Genomic DNA, 21,783 nt, shown 5'->3' with positions numbered 1-21,783 from the left:
CCGTTTCGAACGGTAGAGTGCCAATCAAATTCAAACCCACGGCAGTGCCATTCGTGTCAGGAACCGTTTTCGGGTTTCCGAGGTCTGCCTCTGGGTTTGATGGTGCTTTCCAGGCCGAGTTTTTTGATGATTTTTGCTGTCCACTCTGTGTTCCCAAAAGGACTGCCGCGTTGGATACTGCGTTGCAGGGCTACCTGTTCCCCGTCGGTAAGCGGCTGATTGACATGCGCCTGCCAACCCTGTTTTCGTCGTAGTGGCCAGGGAGATAAAAGTTGCCGTTGATCTGAAGACCCCTGTTTCCAATGGTGGAGGCTGCCCCACTGCCAGTCTTCTGCCTTCTGAACCAGATTCGCCGTTAAGGCATTGCGTTCAACATAGCGACACACGGTATAGAAGTGCTCATCGTTCTGAATCGGAAACGATTTAAAACGACCCTGATAGACATGACCAGAGCCGGTGCTCTGCCGATGTGCGTGCCAGCGTTGGGTATGTGTTAGAGTGAGCCAGCCTGTAAAACGCGATAGTTGACCGTCTTCACTGGGATAGACGACCAGATGCCAATGGTTGGGCATGATACAATAGCTGAGCAATCGTATTTCAAATCGTTCGACCGCTTCAGACAAGATGCGCTCAAATGCGGCATAGTCTTCATCGCTCTCGAAAATCGTCATCCGAGCATTCGCCCGATTGAGAACATGATAAATGAATCCAGCTTGAGCCGCGCGTTTTGGTCTTCCCATAATCACTAATTCTAACGCGATGGGACTGGAAAGTCAATTAATAGGTTCCTGACACCTTTAATTCTGCCCTGACTCCTTTTTCTGTCCATTAATGTATATTTGAAAGTACGTCTTTTGCTGATCATCACTTCTATGATGACAAACCACTAACCGAGGAAATTGATCTCCTTCTTCAAGGTCACCGGAATTGGTATCGTTACAGACAGGACATTTCCAGTAGTAATGTACAATTTCATTTTTCGCAAAACTTCCATAAATATGCCCATGGAGCTTTTTTACTTCAATTTCTTGAGATTCGATGCGCCACCCGTCCTCACTATTGCTCGCCCATTTAGTACCTAGCATATAGCGAGCATCATCTTCATTTTCTGGATCACCATAAGCAGGGCAACGATTAGTCAATTTTTCATATGCTTCTTCTTCCGATCTCCCAAATACGTAACTTTTGTTTCCCCATAAAATTTTATAAATCGTTATAAATTCTGAATCTGGAATCATCAGCCCTCCTTACCTGAATCAATGAGACTGCCTAGGTAGCTCACCATGTTCTTTGTAATACCCCCAAATCGCTCTCTTGGCATGACGTGTTATGTAGTTTATTCGGTGTCTTACTTTAGCATCGACATCCTGCCGATTATGTAAAACAACATCAGAATCACCATGTGTTCTTCTCCAGTAAGTAGTTCCATCCGGTCTACCTTGTATGACTGCAATCTCAACACCTCTTCTATTTCTGATATGAATATGGAATAAATCCCCATCTTGTAAATTACCAGTATCAATACGATATTCGTAACCTCTACGGCCGAGATTCTTCCATCTTGGATTTGGCGTTATCCAAGACGTAGGAAGTTGTAATCTGTCAGGTGGCTGAGGTGCTTGTGGGACTGGAGCAGGCCTGTTTTTCCTACTGCCTTCAATTTGACTCAATCTTGCTAATTTACGACGCAACTAATTTTGAAGTGCTTTTGATGACGAAGGTAGTGCAAAACCACGCCCCCTACTTCCCTTGGCACCACCACGGCCTCCAGGTAGTGCATCTTGAACCTGCATCAATCGAATGAAGAGTAGTGCATTATAAGCTTTTAAATATTTTAGTCTTTTTATTTCATACCTTTGATGCGCTCCTTCAGAAGCATTCGGCTCAGGTGGATACCCTATGGCCGCTGCCATTTTATCAGATTCTAATGAGAGTCCAGTATAACGTGAGTCATCAATCCTAAATATTACACCTGTATATAAATCAACATAGTAGACGATTCCATTATCAGCATACCATAATGCATAGGAGCGTCCCAAGGGTGGGTGGTATGGCTCATCTCCCCATTCACCATAGAGCTGATCAGCAGCAGAAACTTTGCCACCGATAACTAATCCACCTAAATGCTTCTCTTGTGGGGGAGCATAAGGACCAAAATATGATGGAATAGGAGAACCATCTTCATATACGCCTTGTGCAAAATCCCTTATGCGATCTTGAGAATTATTGGACAGAAAAAGGTGTCAGGAACCAAATAAATAAGGTTCCTGACACCTTTATCTGTTCTTTATCTGTTCGACACCTTTCTGATTACCTTCTGCGCTCACACTGCCACTTCCTGCTCGCTACGCTCGGCCCGAATTACATTCGAGCCCACCCAACGCTTTTCGTGTGTGTTCGTGTTTTTCGTGGTAGCTATCAATCCATTTTCAATCACATGATAGAACACGATCCCACAGACAGGGTAACGTTCTCGTGTGCCACCGCTCGGCTTGCCCGACGGTGCTCGTTCGAATGCAGAGAAACCATTCCAACCGTGTAGCCGTCCATCATGATCAGATCGCAACACCACCAGTTAATTCAAAATGCATCCCCAGCCTGAGCGGCTCGGCGCGAGCCGCCGTTTCGAACGGTAGAGTGCCAATCAAATTCAAACCCACGGCAGTGCCATTCGTTCCTAGTATCTCGCGTACGAGCACTATATAAACCAGACTGACAGAGTTGATGTGGCTGTTTATATTGATAAGGTCTTAATAAACCAACAAGGTCTTACCTGTAAAACAGGTCCAACAATGCTCGTAGATGAGATAGTAGGAACCAATGATTGAGGGACTAGCTGACGCGTTCGAAAATGAGATTAGGTCAATCTGTCGGTATTTCGACGAGACGGCACCTCAGGACCGGACAGAAAAAGGTGTCAGGAACCTTTTTTAATCACCCGAGGCGATAAAACGCTTCGGCGTTGTCGTGGAATAGCTTTCGCTGAAATGTTTCCGATCGATCCTGCACGATCCATTTTAGGGCGTTGAGCCAGGATTCATACGAGGATGTTAAGGTGCAGACGGGCCAGTCGCCGCCGAAGAAAATGTGATCTTCCCCGAATGTGTCCAGACAGAAATCGATGTTCTGCTTCAGATCTTCGGGTTGCCAGTTCCCTTTCGTTGCCGTCGCGATAATGCCGGAAATCTTACATATCACCTGCGGGCGTTCGGCCATCTGTTGCATGCCGGCCTCCCAGGCGGAACGATCGCTCTGCTGATCTGGCTGCACACTCATATTGCCGCAATGATCAATGATGAACCGTGTCTCCGGGCACGCGTCGACGAGTTCGACTGCATCTTGAATCTCGCTGGGGCGCATGCATAAATCAAAACTCAAGCCGAGCTCGCCCAGCAGTTTGATGTTCTGTTTAAACTGTGGCTGTAAACACATGCCACGCGGACGATCCGAATCATGCAAGATTGTTCTGACCCCCTTCACAAACGGGTTGCCGGCAAATTCTTCCAGATACTTTCCAAAACCGGCCTCACCTGGCATACCGCCAATCACAGCGCCCGACATCGGATTATCATCCCGGCTGCATAACTCCAGAACAGAACGCGCTTCCTGCTGCTGTAGATCCGGGTGGACATTGACTTCCATATACACCGACTTTTCGATCTGACAATTCTGCGTCGCTTCGAGATAATCGTCCATTCGAAAACTGCACCGCAAAGGATCTATGCCCGGTAATTCGAGCCAGGGCAAGTCAAATCGATCTAAATCCCAGAGATGCTGGTGTGTATCAATAACGGGCATCGGATTCATCACGGGTCGCTCCTTTTTGAAATAGAAATGATGCCTGGTGCTTTCTCAAGCTAGAAATTGAGGGTTGGGGATGTTGTTTACGTGCTCCGTTGTCGCACTCTCATAATATCTATCAACCCCAAATTTAAAAATGACACTCCACTAGTTTTACTCTGTACACAGACTCATTGCAAATCCGAAATCGCCTCTGTTTACGCTGGTATTGAACCGTTTAATCGGTTAGAAGTGAGATTTACCCGATCTGCGTTTTCGATGAATTATTAACTCGATGCAACCTTCGCCAATCCAACAGAATCCCCAGTTAGAATACGAACAACGGCTCGAACGCCGTGCGAGTAAGGTACGGGCACTGGTCAAACAAAGCGACCAGTTTTCCACCCTGAGAGGCCTGCTCTTTCTAGTCGCCATCGCCATATTAATGGCATCGACAATCTGGGGACTCCTGAGCCTGAAGTGGATCGGTCTCCCCATCCTGGCGTTTGTCATTCTGGTTGTCTTACATGCCCGTTGTATCCGCCGCCTGAAACAGGCCCGACTGGCAGAAGCCTATTACAAAACGTCTCTCGACCGCTTGAATGATCAGTGGATTGATGTCCGCCCGACTGGAGAAGAATTTTATGATCCAGAGCACATGTATGCGGGTGACCTGGACCTGCTGGGACGTGGCTCACTGTTTCAACTTATCTGCAGTGCGCGCACGAAACTGGGAGAAGAAACGTTAGCACGCTGGCTGCTGTCTCCCGTGACCACCACAGAAATTCAACAGCGGCAACAGTCTGTTGATGAACTGCGCAACGAGCTGGACTTCCGCGAAGAACTAGAATTGCTGGAAGCAGAAACGCATAGCGATATCGAACAGACTCATCTTTCAGAATGGATACAGCAACCGCTGGCCGAAATCCCCGCCGCCTTGAAATGGGCATCCATGATCACAGGCGGCTTTGCCGCGTTCTCAGTCATCAGCTGGGTGCTCTCCTATAGTGGGATCGCACCGATTTGCGTGGCAATCATCATTCAAGTCTGCCTGCTGTTTTTTATCGGCCCCCGGATTCGAGAACTGCTGAATCAGACCGATGAAGTCCGCGACGGATTATCCGTTCTCTCAGATGTCCTGTCTCTGATTGAACAACGACAATTTGATTCACCCCACTTAAAAGCCATCATCTCCGCTTTACAAACAGACGGTATTCCTCCCTCACAATCGATTGCCCAGTTACGGCGGCAGATTCAGGGGCTCAATAACTGTTTTCGCAACCAGTTCTCAGCTCCGATCGCAGTCCTGCTGGGGATTCCCTTTCATTACATGTTTGCCATCGAACGCTGGCTAAAACATGTCGGGCCGCATTGCCCTGAATGGCTGGCTGCTGTGGGAGAATTTGAAGCACTCTGCTCACTGGCTGGCTACGCGTACGAACACCCTCAAGATCCGTTTCCTGAAATTGTGGAAACAGCTACAGACGGACCGCGATTAGAGGGAGCAGACTTAGGACACCCGCTGCTTCCCCTGCACCAGATGGTCCGCAACGATGTGACACTGAACTCTGAGAATCGGCTGCTCATGATCAGCGGCTCGAATATGTCCGGGAAGAGCACATTGATGCGAACCGTCGGAACCAACTTTGTACTGGCGATGGCGGGGGCACCAGTGCGGGCCACTCGCCTGACCGTCTCCCCCATGCAGGCGGGAACTGCGATGCGGGTACAAGACTCACTGCAACAAGGTGCCTCGCTGTTTTATCAATCAGTCGCGCGACTTTCCGCCGTAGTCCACCTGGCTGATGAACCGATGCCAGTCCTGTTCTTGCTCGATGAAATCCTACAAGGCACCAATTCGCACGATCGCCGGATCGGTGCCCAAAGCGTGATTGAAACACTCATCGAACGGGGAGGCATCGGCATTGTCACCACGCATGACCTCGCTTTAACGGAAATTACCGCCCAGTTTGGTACACAGGCAAAGAACGTACACTTCGAAGACCAGCTCGTTGATGGCAAAATGACGTTCGATTACCGCATGCAGCCAGGTGTCGTCAAGCACAGCAACGCACTGGAATTAATGAAGATGATGGGCATCGTACTGAAAGATGTCAAAACCGAACCCGAACACGACGCCTCATAAAACCATTCAAAGGTCACTCAACTGACCAGATACATGGCGACCTGAAAATAGATGATCAGGCCCAGGATATCCACCAGAGCGGTAATAAACGGGTTCGACATCAAAGCCGGGTCCATTCCCAACCGACGGAATCCCATCGGCAGCATCCCCCCCGCAGATATCCCCATCAGCACGACTAAAAATACAGCCAGCCCTACCACAGTCGCCTGAATCAATTGCGCCGTAAACGCCCAGGCGATGAAGAAACTAATCAATGACAATCCGCTGCCCAGCAGGAACCCCAGCTGCAGCTCTTTTCGTAACAAGGCACGCAAATCCTCCTGCTGGATGTTCGACTCCAGCGCCATCGCACGAATGATCAATGTCGCCGACTGTGAGCCCGCATTCCCCCCGCTGGCAAGAATCAGGGGGATGAACAGAATCAGCCACTCGTATTTGTCCGAGAGGGCTTCGTAATGTTCCAGAACCTTTGCCGCCAGAAACGAGGGAACCAGCAGAAATATCAGCCAACCAATCCGTTTCTGAATTACGGTCTTAAGTGACGTGGATAAATAACTGTCTTCCAAAGGCTCGACCGCAGCCAGACGATATGTATCTTCGGTTGCTTCTTCCTGCATAATGTCGATGGCATCGTCGTGCGTCACAATCCCGACCAGTTGATTCTGACGATCGACGACCGGAATCGCTATGAAGTCATACTTCGCCATCTGCTGTGCGACAAATTCCTGGTCATCATCCACGCGCACGGATATCACATCTCGATTGATCAATTCTGACAGCGGTCGCGTGGGACGGGCAAAGATCAATTCACGCAAAGATACGATTCCCTGCAATCGACGCCCCTCATCAACGACATAGATATAGGAAATAATCTCACTGTCCGGGGCCTGATGTCGTAATTTTTCCAGCGCCTGCGCCACGGAAACATTTTCCGGCAGAGACGCGTACTCGGTCGTCATAATGGCGCCGGCACTATCTTCCGGATAGGAAAGCAGTTTGCGAATATCCCGCCGCTCGGCTTGCGCAATTAAGGGCAGAAGTTCTTCGACATGATCATCATCCATCCGCGTTAACAGGTCGACCCGGTCGTCGGGCGCCATCTCTTCAATCAGCTTAGAAAGGGGGCCACGATCAATGACACCCACAATCTCAATCTGTTGTGGTAATGCCAGAAATTGAAATATTTCAGCCTGCTTCTCAGGAGTACTACAGACAAGCACACGCCAGACATCCTGGCTGTCAAGCTCTTCCAGAATCTCTGCAGTAACGGCGGGATAGAGAGCTTCACAAAACTCCTTGATGCCTTCGGTGTCATTTTCATTCAGCATCACCTTCAGTTCTGGCAGCAATAATCTCCCATACATTGTTGATATCCCTTCTCTCTCACTGATATTGCTTGATCAACAAATTTGACCTGGGCGAATTGTCTGCGGCAAAGCGTCTGTGGCGAAGTATCTGCCAAAATAGAGAACTTGATTCACGCCAGTCGTCAGCCTGAGGCTTATCGTAAAAAAACACCCTCACTGGAATACGGCGCCAGTCAGGGTGTCGATGACTTCATACAGACAACACATAGTTGCATTGTCTGAAAATAACCATTCGCAGATTATCTCTTGGAGAACTGAAAGCTCTTACGTGCTTTCTTGAATCCAAACTTCTTACGTTCAACCATGCGGCTGTCACGTGTTAGGAATCGTCCTGCACTCAAGGTTTCGTGGAACTGATTATTGTACGCTTCCAGAGCACGCGAGATACCCAATACAATCGCTCCGGTCTGCCCTGTCGTTCCACCGCCGTTGACACGGATCCAGACATCGACTTTGCCAAATGTCTCGGTTGCCTTCAGAGGTGCTTCAACCATCTGGCGATCGCGTTCGACCTTCAGATAGTCTTCCAGAGAACCGCCGTTGATCGTCAGCACACCGGTACCCGCTTTGATCCGAACACGGGCCACAGCAGTCTTTCGACGTCCTGTTCCCATAGCAACACCGTGCTTGTCCAGCTTACCACGAATGACTGGTTCTGGCTTGATTACGTCTTCCGCACCATCTTCACCGTCTTCACTCGGCAGAGTGGAACCCAGAGTCAACTCAGGAACACCAGAAGTCGTTTCCGCAGTGTCAGCAGTGGCTTCTTCTGAAGTCGCTGTCTCACCCTCGATCGGTGCCTGCTGTTCTGTTACTTCTTCTGTTACATTTTCTTCTGGAGTCTCATTTTCCATGACGGTCAACTACTCTTATCTGATTATTTTGAAAAGGAATAAATAGAAGTTCGAATGCCTGTAATTCCGCCTAAGGCAGCAGATAGGCTGGCATCTCTTGAGGTTGCTGTGACTGATGATCGTGAGTCGGACCTGCAAACAACCTAAGCTTCTTCAGCATCTGACGCCCCAGTTTGTTCTTGGGAAGCATCCGGCGAACGGCTTCAGAAAGAACTTGCGTTGACTGGCCCCGTTCCAGCTTCTTTTCAGCTGTGACGACTTTCAGACCACTGGGATAACCACTATATGAAGGATAGCCCTTCTGCAGCATCTTCTTCGAGAAGTAGGGGTGAGAGTCGTGAGCAAGTTCTTTTCCGGAAAACTTGACTCTGTCACAGTTTACGATGATTATATAATCCCCGGTATCAACATGGGGAGTATAAGTAGGCTTGTGCTTGCCCATCAAAACGGTCGCAATTTTTGTGGCCAGACGTCCCACAATTTGATTATCTGCATCAACAACGAACCATTTCTGATCGACAGTAGAAGCTTTTGCCATATAAGTTTTTGTCGTAGACACCGGTCATTCCTCAAACGTAAACAATATAATATTATACACTTATGTCAATATGCACTTCAAAAAGGCATGTCAAATTGTAGTGAATCTTCCACAGTAGGGTCAGAAAAACGTCGACAAAGCGAGCGCATACCAACCGCAAGGGAGCGGATAACAGTAACCTTTTTAAGGTCTATCTTCAACTTCAGTGAGATGGAAAATCTGAGCTGGAACACAAAAAACAGAGAAAGGTCGCTTTTTTGGCTCGGTACTTAGCAGGAAACTGAAAAGCGAGAGCCTCATACGCTCATATTTCCCTTGATTCTACCTGATTGAGCGCCTGTGCTGCCATTCATCACTAATGAGAAATGACCACAGTTTATCGAATCTGTTCTACAGATAGGACAGCAAACTCAACTGAAGCGACTGCGAAGTAATTTTGAGATTGGCCTCAAACGCCGTTTGTCGCTGAGTAATTTCGATAATCACCTCGGTCAGATCCGTATGAAATTCGTTCGAAATTGCCTCTTCTATTTTTACTGCCTGATCTTTGAGGCGGTTATCCGCCTCTTCGAGGACTTTCATCCGGCTCCCGATATCAGCACGCACATGGGTCATCCGACCGATTTCGACATCCAATAGCGCACCAATCCGCTCAATTTCACGATCATCGCCGCTCCTCAAGCCTGCTTCCAGCCGGGACAGTAAACTGATGACTCCCGTTGATTCCTGCGGATTCGGTTCTTTTCCGACCAATCCCACCAGAGGATCAGTGCCAGACTCAATGCCATCAATGCCCAGCGCGTACGCAATTTCGATCGGCGGAATTTCCAGAGGTCCCGTCCCTGATGCATCAAAGATCGTAAGACCGTTCCCCGTTGCATTGAGCGTTGCCTGAAACTTGATCGGAATGAAATTCCCCTGTAGAGGTACGGTATTGATCGCGCCCGGCTCGGTGACCGACAGTCCCAGTGCATCGGAAACCACATTACTGGCAATACTCAATGGCCCCGCACCTGAATTATCAGTAATCTGAAGCGCATTGGTTGTCGGATCAATGCTGGCAACCAGATTTCCCGGATCAACGGCGTTGATGGAATCCAGTACGTCCTGCACCGTAGCATCACCGGCCAGATTCACATTCACCACTGAAGCATCTCTGCGTGTAATATCCAGTGTGGTCGCACCAACGGGCACGCCCTGCCCCAGATTCAAGTCTGCCAGAGGCGTGGTGCCGTCAAACGTCTCAAAATCATTTATTTTGTCAATCACATCCTGCACCGTGACCGAACCACTCAGATCCAGATTGATGGTTGTTCCATCACGACGTATTACCTGAAGCTGATTTGAAGAATCAACATCGACTCCCCGCCCGTAATTCAATTCGGAGAGGGGGGTACTGGCGGAGAATGTGGCGATCCCCAACCCGGCTGCATTCGAGCCTCCATTGTTCTCACCAATCGAAAAGTCAGCACCGCTGATAAGACTCGAAATCGCCAACCCGTTCTGACTCTGATTAATTCCCAGACTGAGATCAGGGTCCTGTGTGCGAATCAGATTAAAAACATCTTCGATCGTAGTGGCCGACGAAAGATCAATCGTTTCTGTTGTTCCACCATTATTGATAACCAGTCCAGTACCGAGGGTCGAACCAATCCCGGTACCACCGTTCAAAGATGCCAGCGTTGTCTGCAGCGTGATTCCCGGATCAAGATCCGCCCCATTGATTTGAGCGACCGCAGTGCTGGCAATTCCCAGATCAGTCGCGGACCTCGATCCGATCACATTCGAAACGGCAACCGTACCGGCTGAAGGAGTAAACCGCAGGCCGTTTTGACTGGCGGGATCAATGTCTACTGTCAGCGTCAAAGGCCCCGCTGAAAATGCGTCTTCCAACACGGTTTTGAGATCTTGTATGGTTTCCGCACCAGACAGATCCACAGTTTGAGTCTGAGGAGAACCATTATCCAATGTCACAGTGATCGATCCCAGATTTATTCCACGACCGCTGAGCAAATCGGAAATGTTGCTCTGCAAAGACAGAGCAGGATTGATATCACTGCCGACTTCAGGTGAACTGGCAGCAAACGCCGAAATCCCGTCATAGTTATTCGGCAGCAATGTCTGCACATCGACATAAGATTGTATCTGGTGAGAATCGCCGTGATAAACCACCTGCCCGTTCGCCCGTTGCTCAAAGGGAGTGACTTCTGTTTGACTCCCTGAAAAAAGATACTGCCCCCGAAAGGTGGTATTTCCGGCATTCACAACCTGAGTTCTGAGCGAGGCAATTTCATTTGCCAGAGCGACGCGTTCCGCATCACTCACCGTATCCCCCACGCCCAATAGTGAAATCGATTTTGCCTGGTTTAATGCGTCTCCCACACCAGTCAAAGATGATTCGCTCGTTGCCAGTAAACTGAAGCTCGTGCTGATATTTGTCTGATACTGTTGCTGGCGTTCAAAACTGGACTGCAAAATAATCGTGCGCAGAGCGGCTCCGGGAGACTCACTGGCAATCGAAAACAGTTCCCCTGTTGCAACCTGCTGTTGCAATTTGACTAATTCGCGAGCATTGTCATTCAGCGAAACCTTCAATCGGTCAGAAAGCATTGTTGAAGGCAGGCGGCCTGGCAATATGGGACCAATACTCATTTTTCATCACACCAAAAGAGGAAACGAAACAGAAAGAGAGAACAGGTTTGATCTCAAAAACTTCGCTTTCAAATATTAAGTAAAATCGTAAATAACTCATCAATGGTGCTGACCAGCCGCGCTGCAGACTGGTACGCTCGTTGATACGTCAAGACATTAATCGTTTCTTCGTCGATACTCACGCCGGAAAATTGCTCGCGCTGCCCCAGCAGAGAGTCCCTGAAGGCCTGCGCCCCCTCGGAAAGTGCAGCCTCAGAAGCAGAAGCCTGCGCGACATTCGATATCACTTTTTCGTAAAATCCATCCAGGCTGATCCCTCCCAGGGAGTCAACGGAATTTTCAGCAAAGGTAGCCAGCAACACTGCATTACTACCGTCTGAAGGACCTCCTCCCTGTCCGGTCGCCAGAAATTGCTGATTCTGCTGTACCACGGAATTGATTTGAATATCGCTGGAGTCAGCCCCTGTAAATAAGGTATTAAGACCAATCGCCGCTAACGCGTTACTGGTATCGTTGGAAAAGCGAAACTCGTAACCAGAGCCGGCGGCAATCGAAAGACGTCCATCTGTTGACACAGAAGAGCTCAAATTGGCAACACCACCAATGGCCGCTGATAAACTATTTAAAGTGGTATCAGCGCCAATCCCATCCAAGTCAACATTAATGGTCGTTGTATTAATCAGCCCCGTCGTTTTGTTAGTCACCTTAAGCTGGAAACTGCCATGTGTTGCCTGAAATGGAAGTCCGCTCAGGGTGGAATTTAAAGTGGCAGTGGGGTCGAGTGCGCTGGACGCGGCTGTCAATTGTTCGAAACCAGCTGTCCCCTCACCGGAAGCATGAATTTTGTTAAACTCAAAAATCAAATTCGAAGAGTAAGTGTCAAGTTGGTCAACGAAACTGCCCAGGATATCATCTCGGCCTTCAACCACCCCCTTGAGTTCGCCTCCCGTACGCGAGATATTACTGCTCGTCCGCGAGAGTAATACTTCATGAACTACGACCCCTCTGTCGGTATCCGTTTGTAAGGTCAGTTTTTGCGAGGTTCCGGCCAAGACCAGATAATCAGAGCCAGTAAACAAATCGATGGCACCATCGGAACGTTCTCGATATCGAATGGGAACCAGTTCTGATAGTCGATTCAGTGCTGTATAACGTTGAGTTCTGAGTGCCCCGGCATCACTTTGCAGCAAACCGGAAGCTTCCAGTTTTGAAATCTTGGGATTCAGCTCGATAATCGTATCGATCAACTGATTGGCTTCTTTGACCAGATTCTCAACGTTGACTGATTGCACTTCTCTCAGCTCATTCACACGCAAACGCAAGGAGCTGATTTCTGCCGCAAACTTTTCCGCTTCGTTGACGACAAATTCGCGATCGGGAATGGAATTGGGCTGATTCACCACATTATTAATCGTGGCTAAAAACTCATTGAGACCGGATGAAAGGTCACCTTCCGTCAATTCCCTTAACTCAGCCTCTAACTGTTTATAAATCAGGTTCCGTTCTTCGATCGATGAGTATTCCGTATTGGAGGAATGGATCCGTGTTTCCAGAAACAGATCGATCTGCTGCTGAATACCGGAAACTTCGACTCCCGTTCCCAGAACGAGTGCTCCCTGGCGAAACGGATCGGCAGCGTTGAGAACTAATTCTTCACGGATATAACCGGGAGTTCCCGCATTTGAAATATTCTGGCCGGATACCTGGATCCCAGTCCCGAAAATTTCAAGCGACTGCTTAGCCATTGCTAGTGCTGCGTTAAGTCCCATAGCAACAATCCCATACCGAATGACTCAATCTTAGCGCATCCATTCGCCCCTCCATTCCCGGAGAGAAGAACTTAAGCCGATGCGTCAAAAATCGCCCCCCCTGTACTGCTTTCATTTTGTCCGCGTGAATAAGTGGGAACTTTTTGTCCTGCATGGGCAATCAGTTCCAGAATTTGCGAATAGTGCTGATAAGACCGTTGTGAAACAATCCACTGCACCCAGCTTTCGTGTCGTAATTTTTTTGATCGCTGTTCCGCTTCGTCAATTCGCTGAAAAATGGCGGCACTTTCAGGCACCCCCATACCAGACAGTAATTCCTTTAACGAACCGGAAGGCAAGCCTCGTTGTTCTGCTGCCTGAAGTAATTGCTGTCGCCGGAGCAATACGAATTGCAGCTCCCGTGTCAGTTCTTCTTCCACCGCAGCCAGCTGGTCAATCTGCTTGACATCAACCTGCTTGAGTGCCTTCGATTTTTCCTGATAAAGCGTGAGCAACTGTTTTTGGATGGGCTCTAAATCTTTGATAACCCCAACCAACTGCCCCTGCAATTGCTGATCATTGGCCTGCGTAGACGCAGTTTGTTTTGCATGCATGGGAGCCCCCTTTCTCCCTGTTTACATAACCCGCCCCACGGAGCGGAGAAAATCGCCTATCGTTATAATCGACACAATCGATCCATCTCTCGCGTCTGTTTTAACCAGAATCTTTTTTCCCCGTGTAAAACCTCCCTGATTAAGGTGTTACAGTGGGAGCGGCTTCGAGAGATTTCACCGACTGCGCGTTCAACTGTCGTGTAAATGCGGAAAACAGTGTATCCGAGAAAGCACCGCCTTGTCCTTTGGCCAGATCTGCTGAGATCTGCTGATCCATTTCAGCCTGAAACATTTCTTCAGCCTGACCGCCATGAAAATAAGCCGGTTTGTTTTGTGCAGATCGAAACGATTTGAACATCTGCTTATAAAACGTTCCCGCGACAAAATCCTGAAATGCTTCTTTCATTTCAGGTGAGGCTTGGTTTGTCTCATTGAGTGCAGAGGGGGCATTCGTCGCCTCTGCGAGCAGCGATGTCTGATTGATGGATGGTTGAATTCCAGACAAGGAGGTCATGACTGGTTTTCCCTGAAAAAAAGATTAGAAAAAAATGAACTCAACGTGAACTCAGCAATGATCAATGCTCGTCATACTCGGCATGCAGTTTTCCCGAGCGATGAATTTCGCGAATGATGCTGATTACATCTTCGGTAGGCACGCGCAACTGATTCAAAGCCTCTACTAACTGCTGCAGACGTTGGGTGCTCTGCTGTCCCTGCTGATCCACGAGAGGCACAAAGCCTCCCGGCAATCCCCCCTCAACATTACCCACACCAACAGTCAGATTCTTATGTGAAATGATTACCGGACTGATTTCGACTTCGCCGGTAACAACAACCGTTTGCGATTTTGGATTTATCACAACCCGCGCCTGTTGATGGGGACGATCAATGCCCACCTCCATCACAGCAGCAACAAACTCGACCGGCGATTCCATATACTGTTTGGGAATACGAATAAATACTCTTCCCGGTCCCTGTGCAATCGCCAGTGCCTGATTACCGGCTTCAAAGCTGAATTCCGAGTTAATCACACGTGCCACTTCACTGGCGGTATGAAAACCAGCATGCTGTCTGTCAACCAGCAGTGTGATCGAACGCGTTCTCCGATCGATAAACGGCAGCTCGAAATTTCGCTCCATGACCAGCCCGTTAAAAAGCTTACCGGTAGCCAGTGATGTTTCATCTTCCAGGATCACAGCCCCGGAACAGAGCCCGGCGCCAATACCATTTCCGATTTCAGGAGTTGCCACTGGTGCGACTAACAGTCGTCCGCCACGCAAACTTTTGGCCCCCAGCATTGAACTGACAAAACAATCCAGTTTTTGGCCTTTGCGAATCCCACTTGCTGGAATTGTGGCTTCGATCATGACCAGAGCCACATTATTCGCACCAGACAGATCTTTTAAATCGACTACTGGGTTATTCAAATGTTTCAGAGCCGCTGCCAGGCTACGGATAGCGGGCAGATTTTTGCCGCCATCACCGGTTCCATCCAACCCAACGACGAGCCCCATTCCAGTCAGCTTGATTTCTTTCATCCCGTAAACAGTGCAGATATTTTCAACACGCGTACGAGCCCAAAGTTCCAGAGCAGAACACTGCAGGAAACAAACGGAAAGAATCAGAACAACAACAGCTTTGAATGGTCGGGTTTTCATAATACCTTCTCGAGGCAGATCAACATAAGACATTGGATTAGAAAGGAAAGATCCAGTCGTACAAGACAACGCCCCAGGGACGCTTCGTACTCTGATACACTTTACCTCGCTGATGTTTCTCAATATTCAGATTCGCGATATTTTCGCTTAACGCGGTATTGTCGCGGTTCACATCTTTACTGCGGATTTCTCCGGTTAATCGATACTCCCATACATCGCGATTCGTACGAATGCTCTTCCGCGCTTCCAGAATCAGATTCCCATTCGGGCGAATATCAACCACAATGGCAGCGATCCGGTACTGAATTCCTTCACGGTCTGCTAACTGGCCGGTGCTTTGCAATCGCCCCTGAAGCTGGGCATCGATTTTGGGACTGTTCAAGGCGGCTGGCGCCAGGTTTCCCGCTTCACTAATTCGCATGAATTCTTTCAACTCGGCCTTTAATGTCTCACTACGATTCCGGTTAAAGCGGGAATCAACGGTAACACTCGATTTTTCATCGACCAGGATTGAAATGATATCGTGCACCTTCACAACAATGGGTTCCGGTGCCGGTACATAGATCAGTGAATAATCTCGGATCAAAGGAGGCTTGGGATCTCGAGAATATAAATCTCCCTGGCCAAAAGTGTTTGCCAGTGATGAAGTCAAATTCAACGGTTCGGCTGAAAAACCAAACTCATCCACCTGAGCAGCCACTCGTATTGGTCGTCTTATTCGTGTCATTTTAGGCGATTGAATTTGCTGCGCATCATTGGCTGCGGAAGTACCCTGGGATGATCGAATTGTCGTGTTCGGTTTTGCCTGTACTGCTCCCGGCGCTGCTGGAGATTGCGCCTGAGCAACCGAAGAACAAAACAATACGATACACCCCAGGGAAATCGCCTCCCGTAATACTGCCAACAGCCTTCGCTGGTGGCAGATTCGCTCACTGTTTCCCAGAGTCTCTAAGACAGACGTCTCTATGACAGACTGCCACTTTCTGTGATTCCATTTCATCTTCGAATTCCCCCTCTTCGAACCGCTGATCTCGACGCATCGCGGACTCCACCGGTACGCTGAATCGATCCGGTGGGTTCTACGGTACCGGAGATGAACTGAATCCCAGCTGAACGCTGAATTTCACTCGCAGGCCGATAATTCATCTCGGCCTGGTTATAACCAGAGACCGTTGCCGTCAATCGATCGCGACCTTCCAAGGCAACCAGAGTGATCGAATCTCCGATCCCGCCTGTGCCTCGTGCTCGCATTTCTCTTCTGACACTGATTCCGCCTCGTCTTGCAGTGACCGTCACAATGGCACCATCACGAATCAGAGGTACTTCCATCAGATCCTGAGTCCGCATCACATTTGATTGATGCACTGTTCGAGTTAACTCCCGACCGATGACCAGTCTGGGATCGGAAATGCCGGTCTGATTTGTATCAGGCCTGACCCACATCAGGTCATCCGCCCGAACCACGGTCCCCTTATTCAAGGAATATTTGGCAGCCAGAATTTCAGGTACATTTTGAATCCGGCAGAAGACGCGTACCAGACGGGCAGTCCCTTCAGCATCGATGAAATTCAAACCGACGACCTGTTCTGCCTCTGCAAACCGGTTCAGCTCAGGAAAACGAAAAGTGTCAGCCCGGTTCGAAAGAATCAGTGACACATCAGCAGGCTGGACCCGCACTGTAAGCGTAAAGGCACTCGCATCCGGAAAATATCGCTTGATCCACTCAGATAAAGCCTGGTGTATTTTTTCTTCTGCTTTTTTAACGCTCTGTTGTGTCATAACAGGAGTCCGAGCGACCGTTTTTCTTGCTTCTTTCAGAGTCACGCGTACCTGACTTCTTCCCGTTAGTTCCAGCCGACTGAGATCCACGCCCAATGCCTGCAACCGACTGCGAATTTCAGAAATCGTGATGACACGCATTCGCCCCTTTGATGGTGCGGGCAGCAATATCATCTGTTCCATGCGGGCAACCTGTTCCGGATCCGCATTCAGAACATCGGCAACATCTCCCAGATGAACAATCGGTGAATCAACGACGGCCGTCGCTTTCAGACGAAGAATCTCCGCGTTCAGTTCGCCCCCACTGCTCAAACAGCAGATGACCAGCAAACAGCTCAAACACGAATTGATCCAAAAGCGAGACATACAATATATACTTTGTGTTAGCAATTATTCGTTGAACTTAGAAACGACGCATGTTGGCAACGGTCTGCAAAGCCTGATCGGCGGCTTGAATGACCTGACTGTTTAATTCAAAATTTCTCTGAGTTCGAATCAGTTCTACTAACTCACGAACCGGTTCCACATTGGATTGTTCCAGAAACCCCTGGCGGATCTGACCGCGACCTTCTGTTCCCGGGTCACCAACCTGAGCATTTCCGGAACCTGTTGTTTCGGCAAACAGGTTGTCTCCCTGTCGCAACAAACCTTGATTGTTAATAAACCTGGCAAGTTGAATATTGCCGGCAACTTGAATCTGATTCGATCCCTGTTGTTGATAGCTGACGACGCCATCACCGGAGATCGAAATATTAATCGCGTCCTGAGGAACCGAAATATTCGGCTCCATGAGATAACCTTTATCTGCAGACGCCATCACAACTGAGCCATTTGCATTCAGCGAAAAATTCCCGGCACGGGTATAAAGAGTTTGAGTTCCGTCATTGACTTGAAAAAAACCGTCGCCGACGATCGCCATATCCCAAGTACCCTCCGTCGGTAAAATCGACCCCTGGCTGAAGTCCCCTTCCGTACTCTGAACCCGCGCTCCCAAACCAAGACTGATTCCGGTGGGAGTAATATTACCGGCATTATCCTGCACGCCAGGCAACTTATAGTGTTCATAGAAAATGTCTTCGAAATTCGCCCGGCTCTGTTTGTATGCAGTCGTACCCGCATTGGCCAGATTATTGGCAATCGTATCGAGATTGAAATCGTTCACAGCCATGCCGGAGGCACCGGTATATAAAGCTCTGATCGCCATTAGTCGTCGCCTTTCTCTCACCACCTGTGTAACGGATTACAGCAGGTTCACTGTATTCTAAAACTGTTTCTTAACGACGAGGCATACTCTGCAGTAATCGCCCCAAAGAATCATCCTGTAACTTGATCATGTTGATATTGGATTCGAACATCCGGGAAGTGGTGACTAATTCCATCATTTCTTCGATTGAATTGGTGCCGGAAGCTTCCAGAAAACCTTGCTGAATATTCACAGGCTCTTTGGAGGGATCTACACGTCCCTCTGTCGTATAGAGACTGTTCCCCACTTTGACTAAACTATCGAGTGAGGTCGGCATCACCACGGCCAACTCACCCACAGGCCCCAGAGACAGTCCGTCCTTAGTAAAGGGGACAACACTACCATCAGTGGCAATCTCGACACGCACCGCCTCGGCAGGAATCTCGATTGGGTTTCCATCTTTTGATAGAATGGGTAAGCCCTGGTCAGCTGTGACCAGGCGTCGGTCAGCATCAACAGCGAGTGACCCATTGCGAGTCAGAAATGATTCTTGCCTGTTGCCAACCTGGAAAAAACCTTGACCTTTGAGCGCGATGTCAAATTCGCCTTCGGTCGGAATCAGTGAGCCGTTCTCAAAGTCTGTTGTAATCGCTTCCAGAGTAATGCCACCGGTATGATTTTCTAAATCGCCGGGCAATGGATTCAGATTCCCCTGCTTTTCATCTCGAGGAGGGTTCATGCGAAACAACGGAACATCACGCTTAAATGATGTCGTGTTTGCATTTGCCATATTGTTCGAGAGCACATCAAGCCGAACCGAATTTGCGTCGGCTCCTTGAGCTGAGAGGTACATGCCGTAAATCATCTTGATACCTGACTTGAACCGCTGCGGTAGACTTCTCAATCTTACTGCAACGAGAACAACGAGTTTCGATAGACACTTCCCCCCATATATCTATCGGACCTCTTTAACAGGAATCTTTAACTTAATCGGAAAATTTAGACCAGTCACCCCAAATTAACGTTCGTGGCGTAGAAAACGATCCTTGTCAGGCCTACTTCTACAGGTAGTTGCACTGACCTTCTTCGATCTAGGGACTTTTTTCGGAAATGCAGGAACAATTGGCGGGGTAGGTAAGAAAATCTAACACTGCATCTTGAAATGCAGGAGAGCAATAAAAGCTGTTGCAGCCCTGAAAAAATCCAACCATCCAAAAAAATGGCTGGTCACTCAGCGACAAAGGTGCTTGCTGAGCAACCTGATCGAATGCTTAGAAACCACAACTTTGAACCGGAACGCATTCAGTCTTGTTCTCGACCTCGACTTCAAACTGGCCCAAGAATTTCTGGATCTCAGCTCGATTGACCTGTACGTCATCAGGTGCTTCCACTCCCAAGCGAACTCGGTTTCCCTTAACTGATAGCACTTTGATAGAGATGTTGCCGTTAATTAGGATTTCTTCATCCTTGCGTCTCGTGAGTACTAACATTGATGGACTCCTTTCTTCGGGGTACATTCCTTTGTAAATTTAAACAGGCTCAATTCTTTCTAGAGTTTACGAGTTACATCCGTCTCGTATTGATTATACGCAGCAAACTCAGTTCCAAATGGAAGAAAATTCAGAAAAATTAAAAAAATTACTATAACCCTTACAGTTTCGTAAAATAACCTTGTTACTCATCCAGCACCACAATATTGCCTATTTTGAAATCACACTCTGAGGCGAGGCAAGATGACACACTTTTGTGCTAAAAAAGTGACGCATTTTGCAACAATGGGGTAAACTTACTAGAGGCGGATTAGCCAAATTGATCCCTGATTTCGTTTTGGGCTGAGTGAAGTATCTGGTCGATACATACTGAAAGGCTTCTTCCATTCACTGTCTTTCTTCAGGAGAGCACCCACTGATGTCATTCTTCCTTGATCTACGATTTAGCGGGATCCTGTATGCCATTCTCATTCTGACGACGCCAGCCTTCGCAACCGAACCGAAGGAAAAGGGCGCTTTACCTGAAATCGTACCGGAAACTCCGGGTTCCAAGAAAATGCCTCCCCTGGAAGAGGTGCTGACGATCACTCAAAATTACTTCACCGGCTGGGAAGGCTACCAGTCAGGTGATTACATTACGCGCAATCAAATCAAGCCCCTCTTCAGGCAGCTTCAGAAAGCAGGCTGGACTGTCAAAGCAGAGAAAAATATCCTGAAACGCATCCATGCGGAAACCGATTACCTGTCTCGACAATTAAGTACCCCCAAGGGGATCAAATTCATGCGCAGAGTCTCCCGCATGCCGGGAGGTTATGATCGACTGGACCACCTACTGGCCATGCCCTATGGCAAACGCAATATCCGGGACTTCATCAACTCCCCCGGCGGCTTCACGATGATCGAATACATGACCACCACCAAAGGGGGTAAGAATCTCGGCAAATACCTGTCTCAAGCCAAGACGGGCAAGGGGTTTAACAAACCCACAAGCTACATCTACACTGAGACAGAATTGATCCAGGCGATCAAGCAGGCTTATGAAACGGAAACCGGGCAGAAGAAGAAAAAGAAATAACAGCTTCTCAACCTTCCAGATTGACTCCGAAGAACTCGGCACTCTCGGCGACATCCTGCTTACAGTCTGCAATCAACGTTTCAATTTGTTGTTCATTGAGATCGAAAAACGAGATCAGGATATCTTCGGCTTCCAGATACTCTGTCGAAGAAATATTCCATAATGAGCCGGCAAGCAGCGTTCCCGTTCGCAGAGCGACACCCAGCGGACAACCATGTTGATTTGTGCCATGATGATTTTCGACGGCGGTCACGATTTCCAAAGGAATATCCCAGTGATCCAGCAGACGTGCCCCAAGTAAAGCATGATCAAAGCCAAAATACTGCCGTTCTCCTGTGATCAGCGCGTCTCCATGTGGATAACTCTCATAAATCAAGCTGTATTGTTCACGCTCGACTTGTGAAAAGACCAAAATCCCCACGTCGGCTAACAAACCTGCCGTGTAGGCTTCGTCTTTTTTCAGACACTTATGGTGATCAGCCAGATAAGAAGAGATCGAAGCAATCGTCAACGCACGTTGCCAATAGTCGGCAAAAATACGGCCTTTGCTTCGTTTTGTCAGTGACTCCACCATCGAAAAGCTGATCGTCAACATACGAATCGCATCTTTTCCCAGATAAGAAACGCCATGTTTGATACTTGTAATCTGGCGGGCAACACCATACTTCGATGAATTCACGACCTGCAGAATTTTGGCAGCAAGGCCCGGGTCATGTTCGACACATTTCACGATATCATCAATGTTACTATTGGGATCACGCGTGAGCTGCAAAACCTGTTGCGCGACTTTCGGAGCAGAATGCAGTCGGTCCAAACGTTGTACAAAGGCATCAGCAAGATCAATGGGCTCTACTCGATTATCTACTAACATGACCATGACCGTCTTTCTGTTTGTTGTT

Annotated in this window: 21 protein-coding genes; 2 read left to right on the top strand and 19 right to left on the bottom strand. The window is 48.5% G+C overall.

What is annotated here, in order from left to right; genetic code table 11:
• Positions 1-56: 56 nt before the first annotated feature.
• The 5 genes from AAC022_RS21095 to AAC022_RS21075 form a co-directional block, all read right to left on the bottom strand.
• Positions 57-740, bottom strand: coding sequence for a transposase (locus AAC022_RS21095; RefSeq protein ID WP_339734136.1), 684 nt, complete (start codon positions 738-740; stop codon positions 57-59).
• Between the two features lie 57 nt (positions 741-797).
• Positions 798-1,238, bottom strand: coding sequence for a hypothetical protein (locus tag AAC022_RS21090; protein WP_339734134.1), 441 nt, complete (start codon positions 1,236-1,238; stop codon positions 798-800).
• 453 nt (positions 1,239-1,691) lie between these two features.
• Positions 1,692-1,913, bottom strand: coding sequence for a hypothetical protein (locus AAC022_RS21085; RefSeq protein ID WP_339734132.1), 222 nt, complete (start codon positions 1,911-1,913; stop codon positions 1,692-1,694).
• Positions 1,914-2,323: 410 nt separating this feature from the next.
• Positions 2,324-2,569 carry a hypothetical protein gene (locus AAC022_RS21080; RefSeq protein WP_339734130.1) on the bottom strand — a complete coding sequence of 82 codons (246 nt, stop codon included), beginning with the start codon at positions 2,567-2,569 and terminating at the stop codon, positions 2,324-2,326.
• Positions 2,570-2,934: 365 nt separating this feature from the next.
• Complete coding sequence (locus tag AAC022_RS21075; protein WP_339734128.1) at positions 2,935-3,807, bottom strand: amidohydrolase family protein; 873 nt, start codon at positions 3,805-3,807, stop codon at positions 2,935-2,937.
• Between the two features lie 268 nt (positions 3,808-4,075).
• On the opposite strand from AAC022_RS21075, the gene AAC022_RS21070 reads away from it, so the two are divergent.
• Positions 4,076-5,926, top strand: coding sequence for a hypothetical protein (locus tag AAC022_RS21070; RefSeq protein ID WP_339734126.1), 1,851 nt, complete (start codon positions 4,076-4,078; stop codon positions 5,924-5,926).
• Between the two features lie 17 nt (positions 5,927-5,943).
• Here the strand turns inward: AAC022_RS21070 and mgtE are convergent, their stop codons facing one another.
• From mgtE to csrA, 13 genes are all read right to left on the bottom strand, one after another.
• A complete protein-coding gene (gene mgtE, locus AAC022_RS21065; protein WP_339734124.1) occupies positions 5,944-7,290 on the bottom strand; it encodes a magnesium transporter in 1,347 nt (448 codons plus the stop codon).
• Positions 7,291-7,532: 242 nt separating this feature from the next.
• Complete coding sequence (gene rpsI / locus AAC022_RS21060) at positions 7,533-7,907, bottom strand: 30S ribosomal protein S9 (protein WP_339734142.1); 375 nt, start codon at positions 7,905-7,907, stop codon at positions 7,533-7,535.
• A gap of 310 nt (positions 7,908-8,217) precedes the next feature.
• Positions 8,218-8,685, bottom strand: coding sequence for a 50S ribosomal protein L13 (rplM, locus tag AAC022_RS21055; RefSeq protein WP_339734140.1), 468 nt, complete (start codon positions 8,683-8,685; stop codon positions 8,218-8,220).
• 390 nt (positions 8,686-9,075) lie between these two features.
• Positions 9,076-11,337, bottom strand: coding sequence for a flagellar hook-associated protein FlgL (flgL, locus tag AAC022_RS21050; RefSeq protein ID WP_339734122.1), 2,262 nt, complete (start codon positions 11,335-11,337; stop codon positions 9,076-9,078).
• 68 nt (positions 11,338-11,405) lie between these two features.
• Positions 11,406-13,106 (bottom strand): flagellar hook-associated protein FlgK, encoded by a 1,701-nt coding sequence (flgK, locus tag AAC022_RS21045; RefSeq protein ID WP_339734120.1) that lies wholly within the window; start codon positions 13,104-13,106, stop codon positions 11,406-11,408.
• Between the two features lie 71 nt (positions 13,107-13,177).
• On the bottom strand, positions 13,178-13,699 hold the full coding sequence (flgN, locus tag AAC022_RS21040; RefSeq protein WP_339734118.1) for a flagellar export chaperone FlgN: 522 nt from the start codon (positions 13,697-13,699) through the stop codon (positions 13,178-13,180).
• Between the two features lie 139 nt (positions 13,700-13,838).
• Positions 13,839-14,213 (bottom strand): rod-binding protein, encoded by a 375-nt coding sequence (locus AAC022_RS21035; RefSeq protein ID WP_339734116.1) that lies wholly within the window; start codon positions 14,211-14,213, stop codon positions 13,839-13,841.
• Between the two features lie 61 nt (positions 14,214-14,274).
• Positions 14,275-15,357, bottom strand: a complete 1,083-nt coding sequence (locus AAC022_RS21030; protein WP_339734114.1) for a flagellar basal body P-ring protein FlgI — start codon at positions 15,355-15,357, stop codon at positions 14,275-14,277.
• A 37-nt stretch (positions 15,358-15,394) separates the two neighbouring features.
• A complete protein-coding gene (locus AAC022_RS21025; RefSeq protein WP_339734112.1) occupies positions 15,395-16,357 on the bottom strand; it encodes a flagellar basal body L-ring protein FlgH in 963 nt (320 codons plus the stop codon).
• Positions 16,354-17,502, bottom strand: a complete 1,149-nt coding sequence (flgA, locus tag AAC022_RS21020) for a flagellar basal body P-ring formation chaperone FlgA (protein ID WP_339734110.1) — start codon at positions 17,500-17,502, stop codon at positions 16,354-16,356. The genes AAC022_RS21025 and flgA overlap by 4 nt, the downstream gene beginning before the upstream one ends.
• A 37-nt stretch (positions 17,503-17,539) precedes the next feature.
• Positions 17,540-18,340, bottom strand: a complete 801-nt coding sequence (gene flgG / locus AAC022_RS21015; RefSeq protein WP_339734108.1) for a flagellar basal-body rod protein FlgG — start codon at positions 18,338-18,340, stop codon at positions 17,540-17,542.
• 70 nt (positions 18,341-18,410) lie between these two features.
• Complete coding sequence (locus tag AAC022_RS21010) at positions 18,411-19,184, bottom strand: flagellar hook-basal body protein (protein ID WP_339734106.1); 774 nt, start codon at positions 19,182-19,184, stop codon at positions 18,411-18,413.
• A 406-nt stretch (positions 19,185-19,590) separates the two neighbouring features.
• Positions 19,591-19,809 (bottom strand): carbon storage regulator CsrA, encoded by a 219-nt coding sequence (gene csrA / locus AAC022_RS21005; RefSeq protein ID WP_339734104.1) that lies wholly within the window; start codon positions 19,807-19,809, stop codon positions 19,591-19,593.
• A 418-nt stretch (positions 19,810-20,227) separates the two neighbouring features.
• Between csrA and AAC022_RS21000 the strand changes: the two genes are divergently transcribed.
• Positions 20,228-20,884: a hypothetical protein gene (locus AAC022_RS21000; protein ID WP_339734102.1), complete on the top strand. Its 657-nt coding sequence runs from the start codon at positions 20,228-20,230 to the stop codon at positions 20,882-20,884.
• A gap of 7 nt (positions 20,885-20,891) precedes the next feature.
• Here AAC022_RS21000 and AAC022_RS20995 read toward each other — a convergent pair whose 3' ends face one another.
• On the bottom strand, positions 20,892-21,761 hold the full coding sequence (locus AAC022_RS20995; RefSeq protein ID WP_339734100.1) for an HDOD domain-containing protein: 870 nt from the start codon (positions 21,759-21,761) through the stop codon (positions 20,892-20,894).
• Positions 21,762-21,783 lie beyond the last annotated feature (22 nt).

This window comes from uncultured Gimesia sp. (assembly GCF_963976445.1).
Classification (GTDB): Bacteria; Planctomycetota; Planctomycetia; order Planctomycetales; family Planctomycetaceae; genus Gimesia.
The sequence above is the reverse complement of the archived record's forward strand: the minus strand, read 5'-3'. Positions and strand labels throughout refer to the sequence as shown.

What these genes read in the sequence shown, in the direction of transcription:
- AAC022_RS21085 (WP_339734132.1), bottom strand. Translation starts at nt 1,913, where the DNA reads ATGGCAGCGGCCATAGGGTATCCACCTGAGCCGAATGCTTCTGAAGGA.
- rplM (WP_339734140.1), bottom strand. Translation starts at nt 8,685, where the DNA reads ATGGCAAAAGCTTCTACTGTCGATCAGAAATGGTTCGTTGTTGATGCA.
- mgtE (WP_339734124.1), bottom strand. Translation starts at nt 7,290, where the DNA reads ATGTATGGGAGATTATTGCTGCCAGAACTGAAGGTGATGCTGAATGAA.
- AAC022_RS20995 (WP_339734100.1), bottom strand. Translation starts at nt 21,761, where the DNA reads ATGGTCATGTTAGTAGATAATCGAGTAGAGCCCATTGATCTTGCTGAT.
- flgG (WP_339734108.1), bottom strand. Translation starts at nt 18,340, where the DNA reads ATGGCGATCAGAGCTTTATATACCGGTGCCTCCGGCATGGCTGTGAAC.
- AAC022_RS21090 (WP_339734134.1), bottom strand. Translation starts at nt 1,238, where the DNA reads ATGATTCCAGATTCAGAATTTATAACGATTTATAAAATTTTATGGGGA.
- AAC022_RS21010 (WP_339734106.1), bottom strand. Translation starts at nt 19,184, where the DNA reads ATGATTTACGGCATGTACCTCTCAGCTCAAGGAGCCGACGCAAATTCG.
- AAC022_RS21025 (WP_339734112.1), bottom strand. Translation starts at nt 16,357, where the DNA reads ATGAAATGGAATCACAGAAAGTGGCAGTCTGTCATAGAGACGTCTGTC.
- AAC022_RS21075 (WP_339734128.1), bottom strand. Translation starts at nt 3,807, where the DNA reads ATGAATCCGATGCCCGTTATTGATACACACCAGCATCTCTGGGATTTA.
- AAC022_RS21095 (WP_339734136.1), bottom strand. Translation starts at nt 740, where the DNA reads ATGGGAAGACCAAAACGCGCGGCTCAAGCTGGATTCATTTATCATGTT.
- flgK (WP_339734120.1), bottom strand. Translation starts at nt 13,106, where the DNA reads ATGGGACTTAACGCAGCACTAGCAATGGCTAAGCAGTCGCTTGAAATT.
- AAC022_RS21035 (WP_339734116.1), bottom strand. Translation starts at nt 14,213, where the DNA reads ATGACCTCCTTGTCTGGAATTCAACCATCCATCAATCAGACATCGCTG.
- rpsI (WP_339734142.1), bottom strand. Translation starts at nt 7,907, where the DNA reads ATGGGAACAGGACGTCGAAAGACTGCTGTGGCCCGTGTTCGGATCAAA.
- AAC022_RS21030 (WP_339734114.1), bottom strand. Translation starts at nt 15,357, where the DNA reads ATGAAAACCCGACCATTCAAAGCTGTTGTTGTTCTGATTCTTTCCGTT.
- AAC022_RS21000 (WP_339734102.1), top strand. Translation starts at nt 20,228, where the DNA reads ATGTCATTCTTCCTTGATCTACGATTTAGCGGGATCCTGTATGCCATT.
- flgL (WP_339734122.1), bottom strand. Translation starts at nt 11,337, where the DNA reads ATGAGTATTGGTCCCATATTGCCAGGCCGCCTGCCTTCAACAATGCTT.
- flgA (WP_339734110.1), bottom strand. Translation starts at nt 17,502, where the DNA reads ATGTCTCGCTTTTGGATCAATTCGTGTTTGAGCTGTTTGCTGGTCATC.
- csrA (WP_339734104.1), bottom strand. Translation starts at nt 19,809, where the DNA reads ATGTTAGTACTCACGAGACGCAAGGATGAAGAAATCCTAATTAACGGC.
- AAC022_RS21070 (WP_339734126.1), top strand. Translation starts at nt 4,076, where the DNA reads ATGCAACCTTCGCCAATCCAACAGAATCCCCAGTTAGAATACGAACAA.
- flgN (WP_339734118.1), bottom strand. Translation starts at nt 13,699, where the DNA reads ATGCATGCAAAACAAACTGCGTCTACGCAGGCCAATGATCAGCAATTG.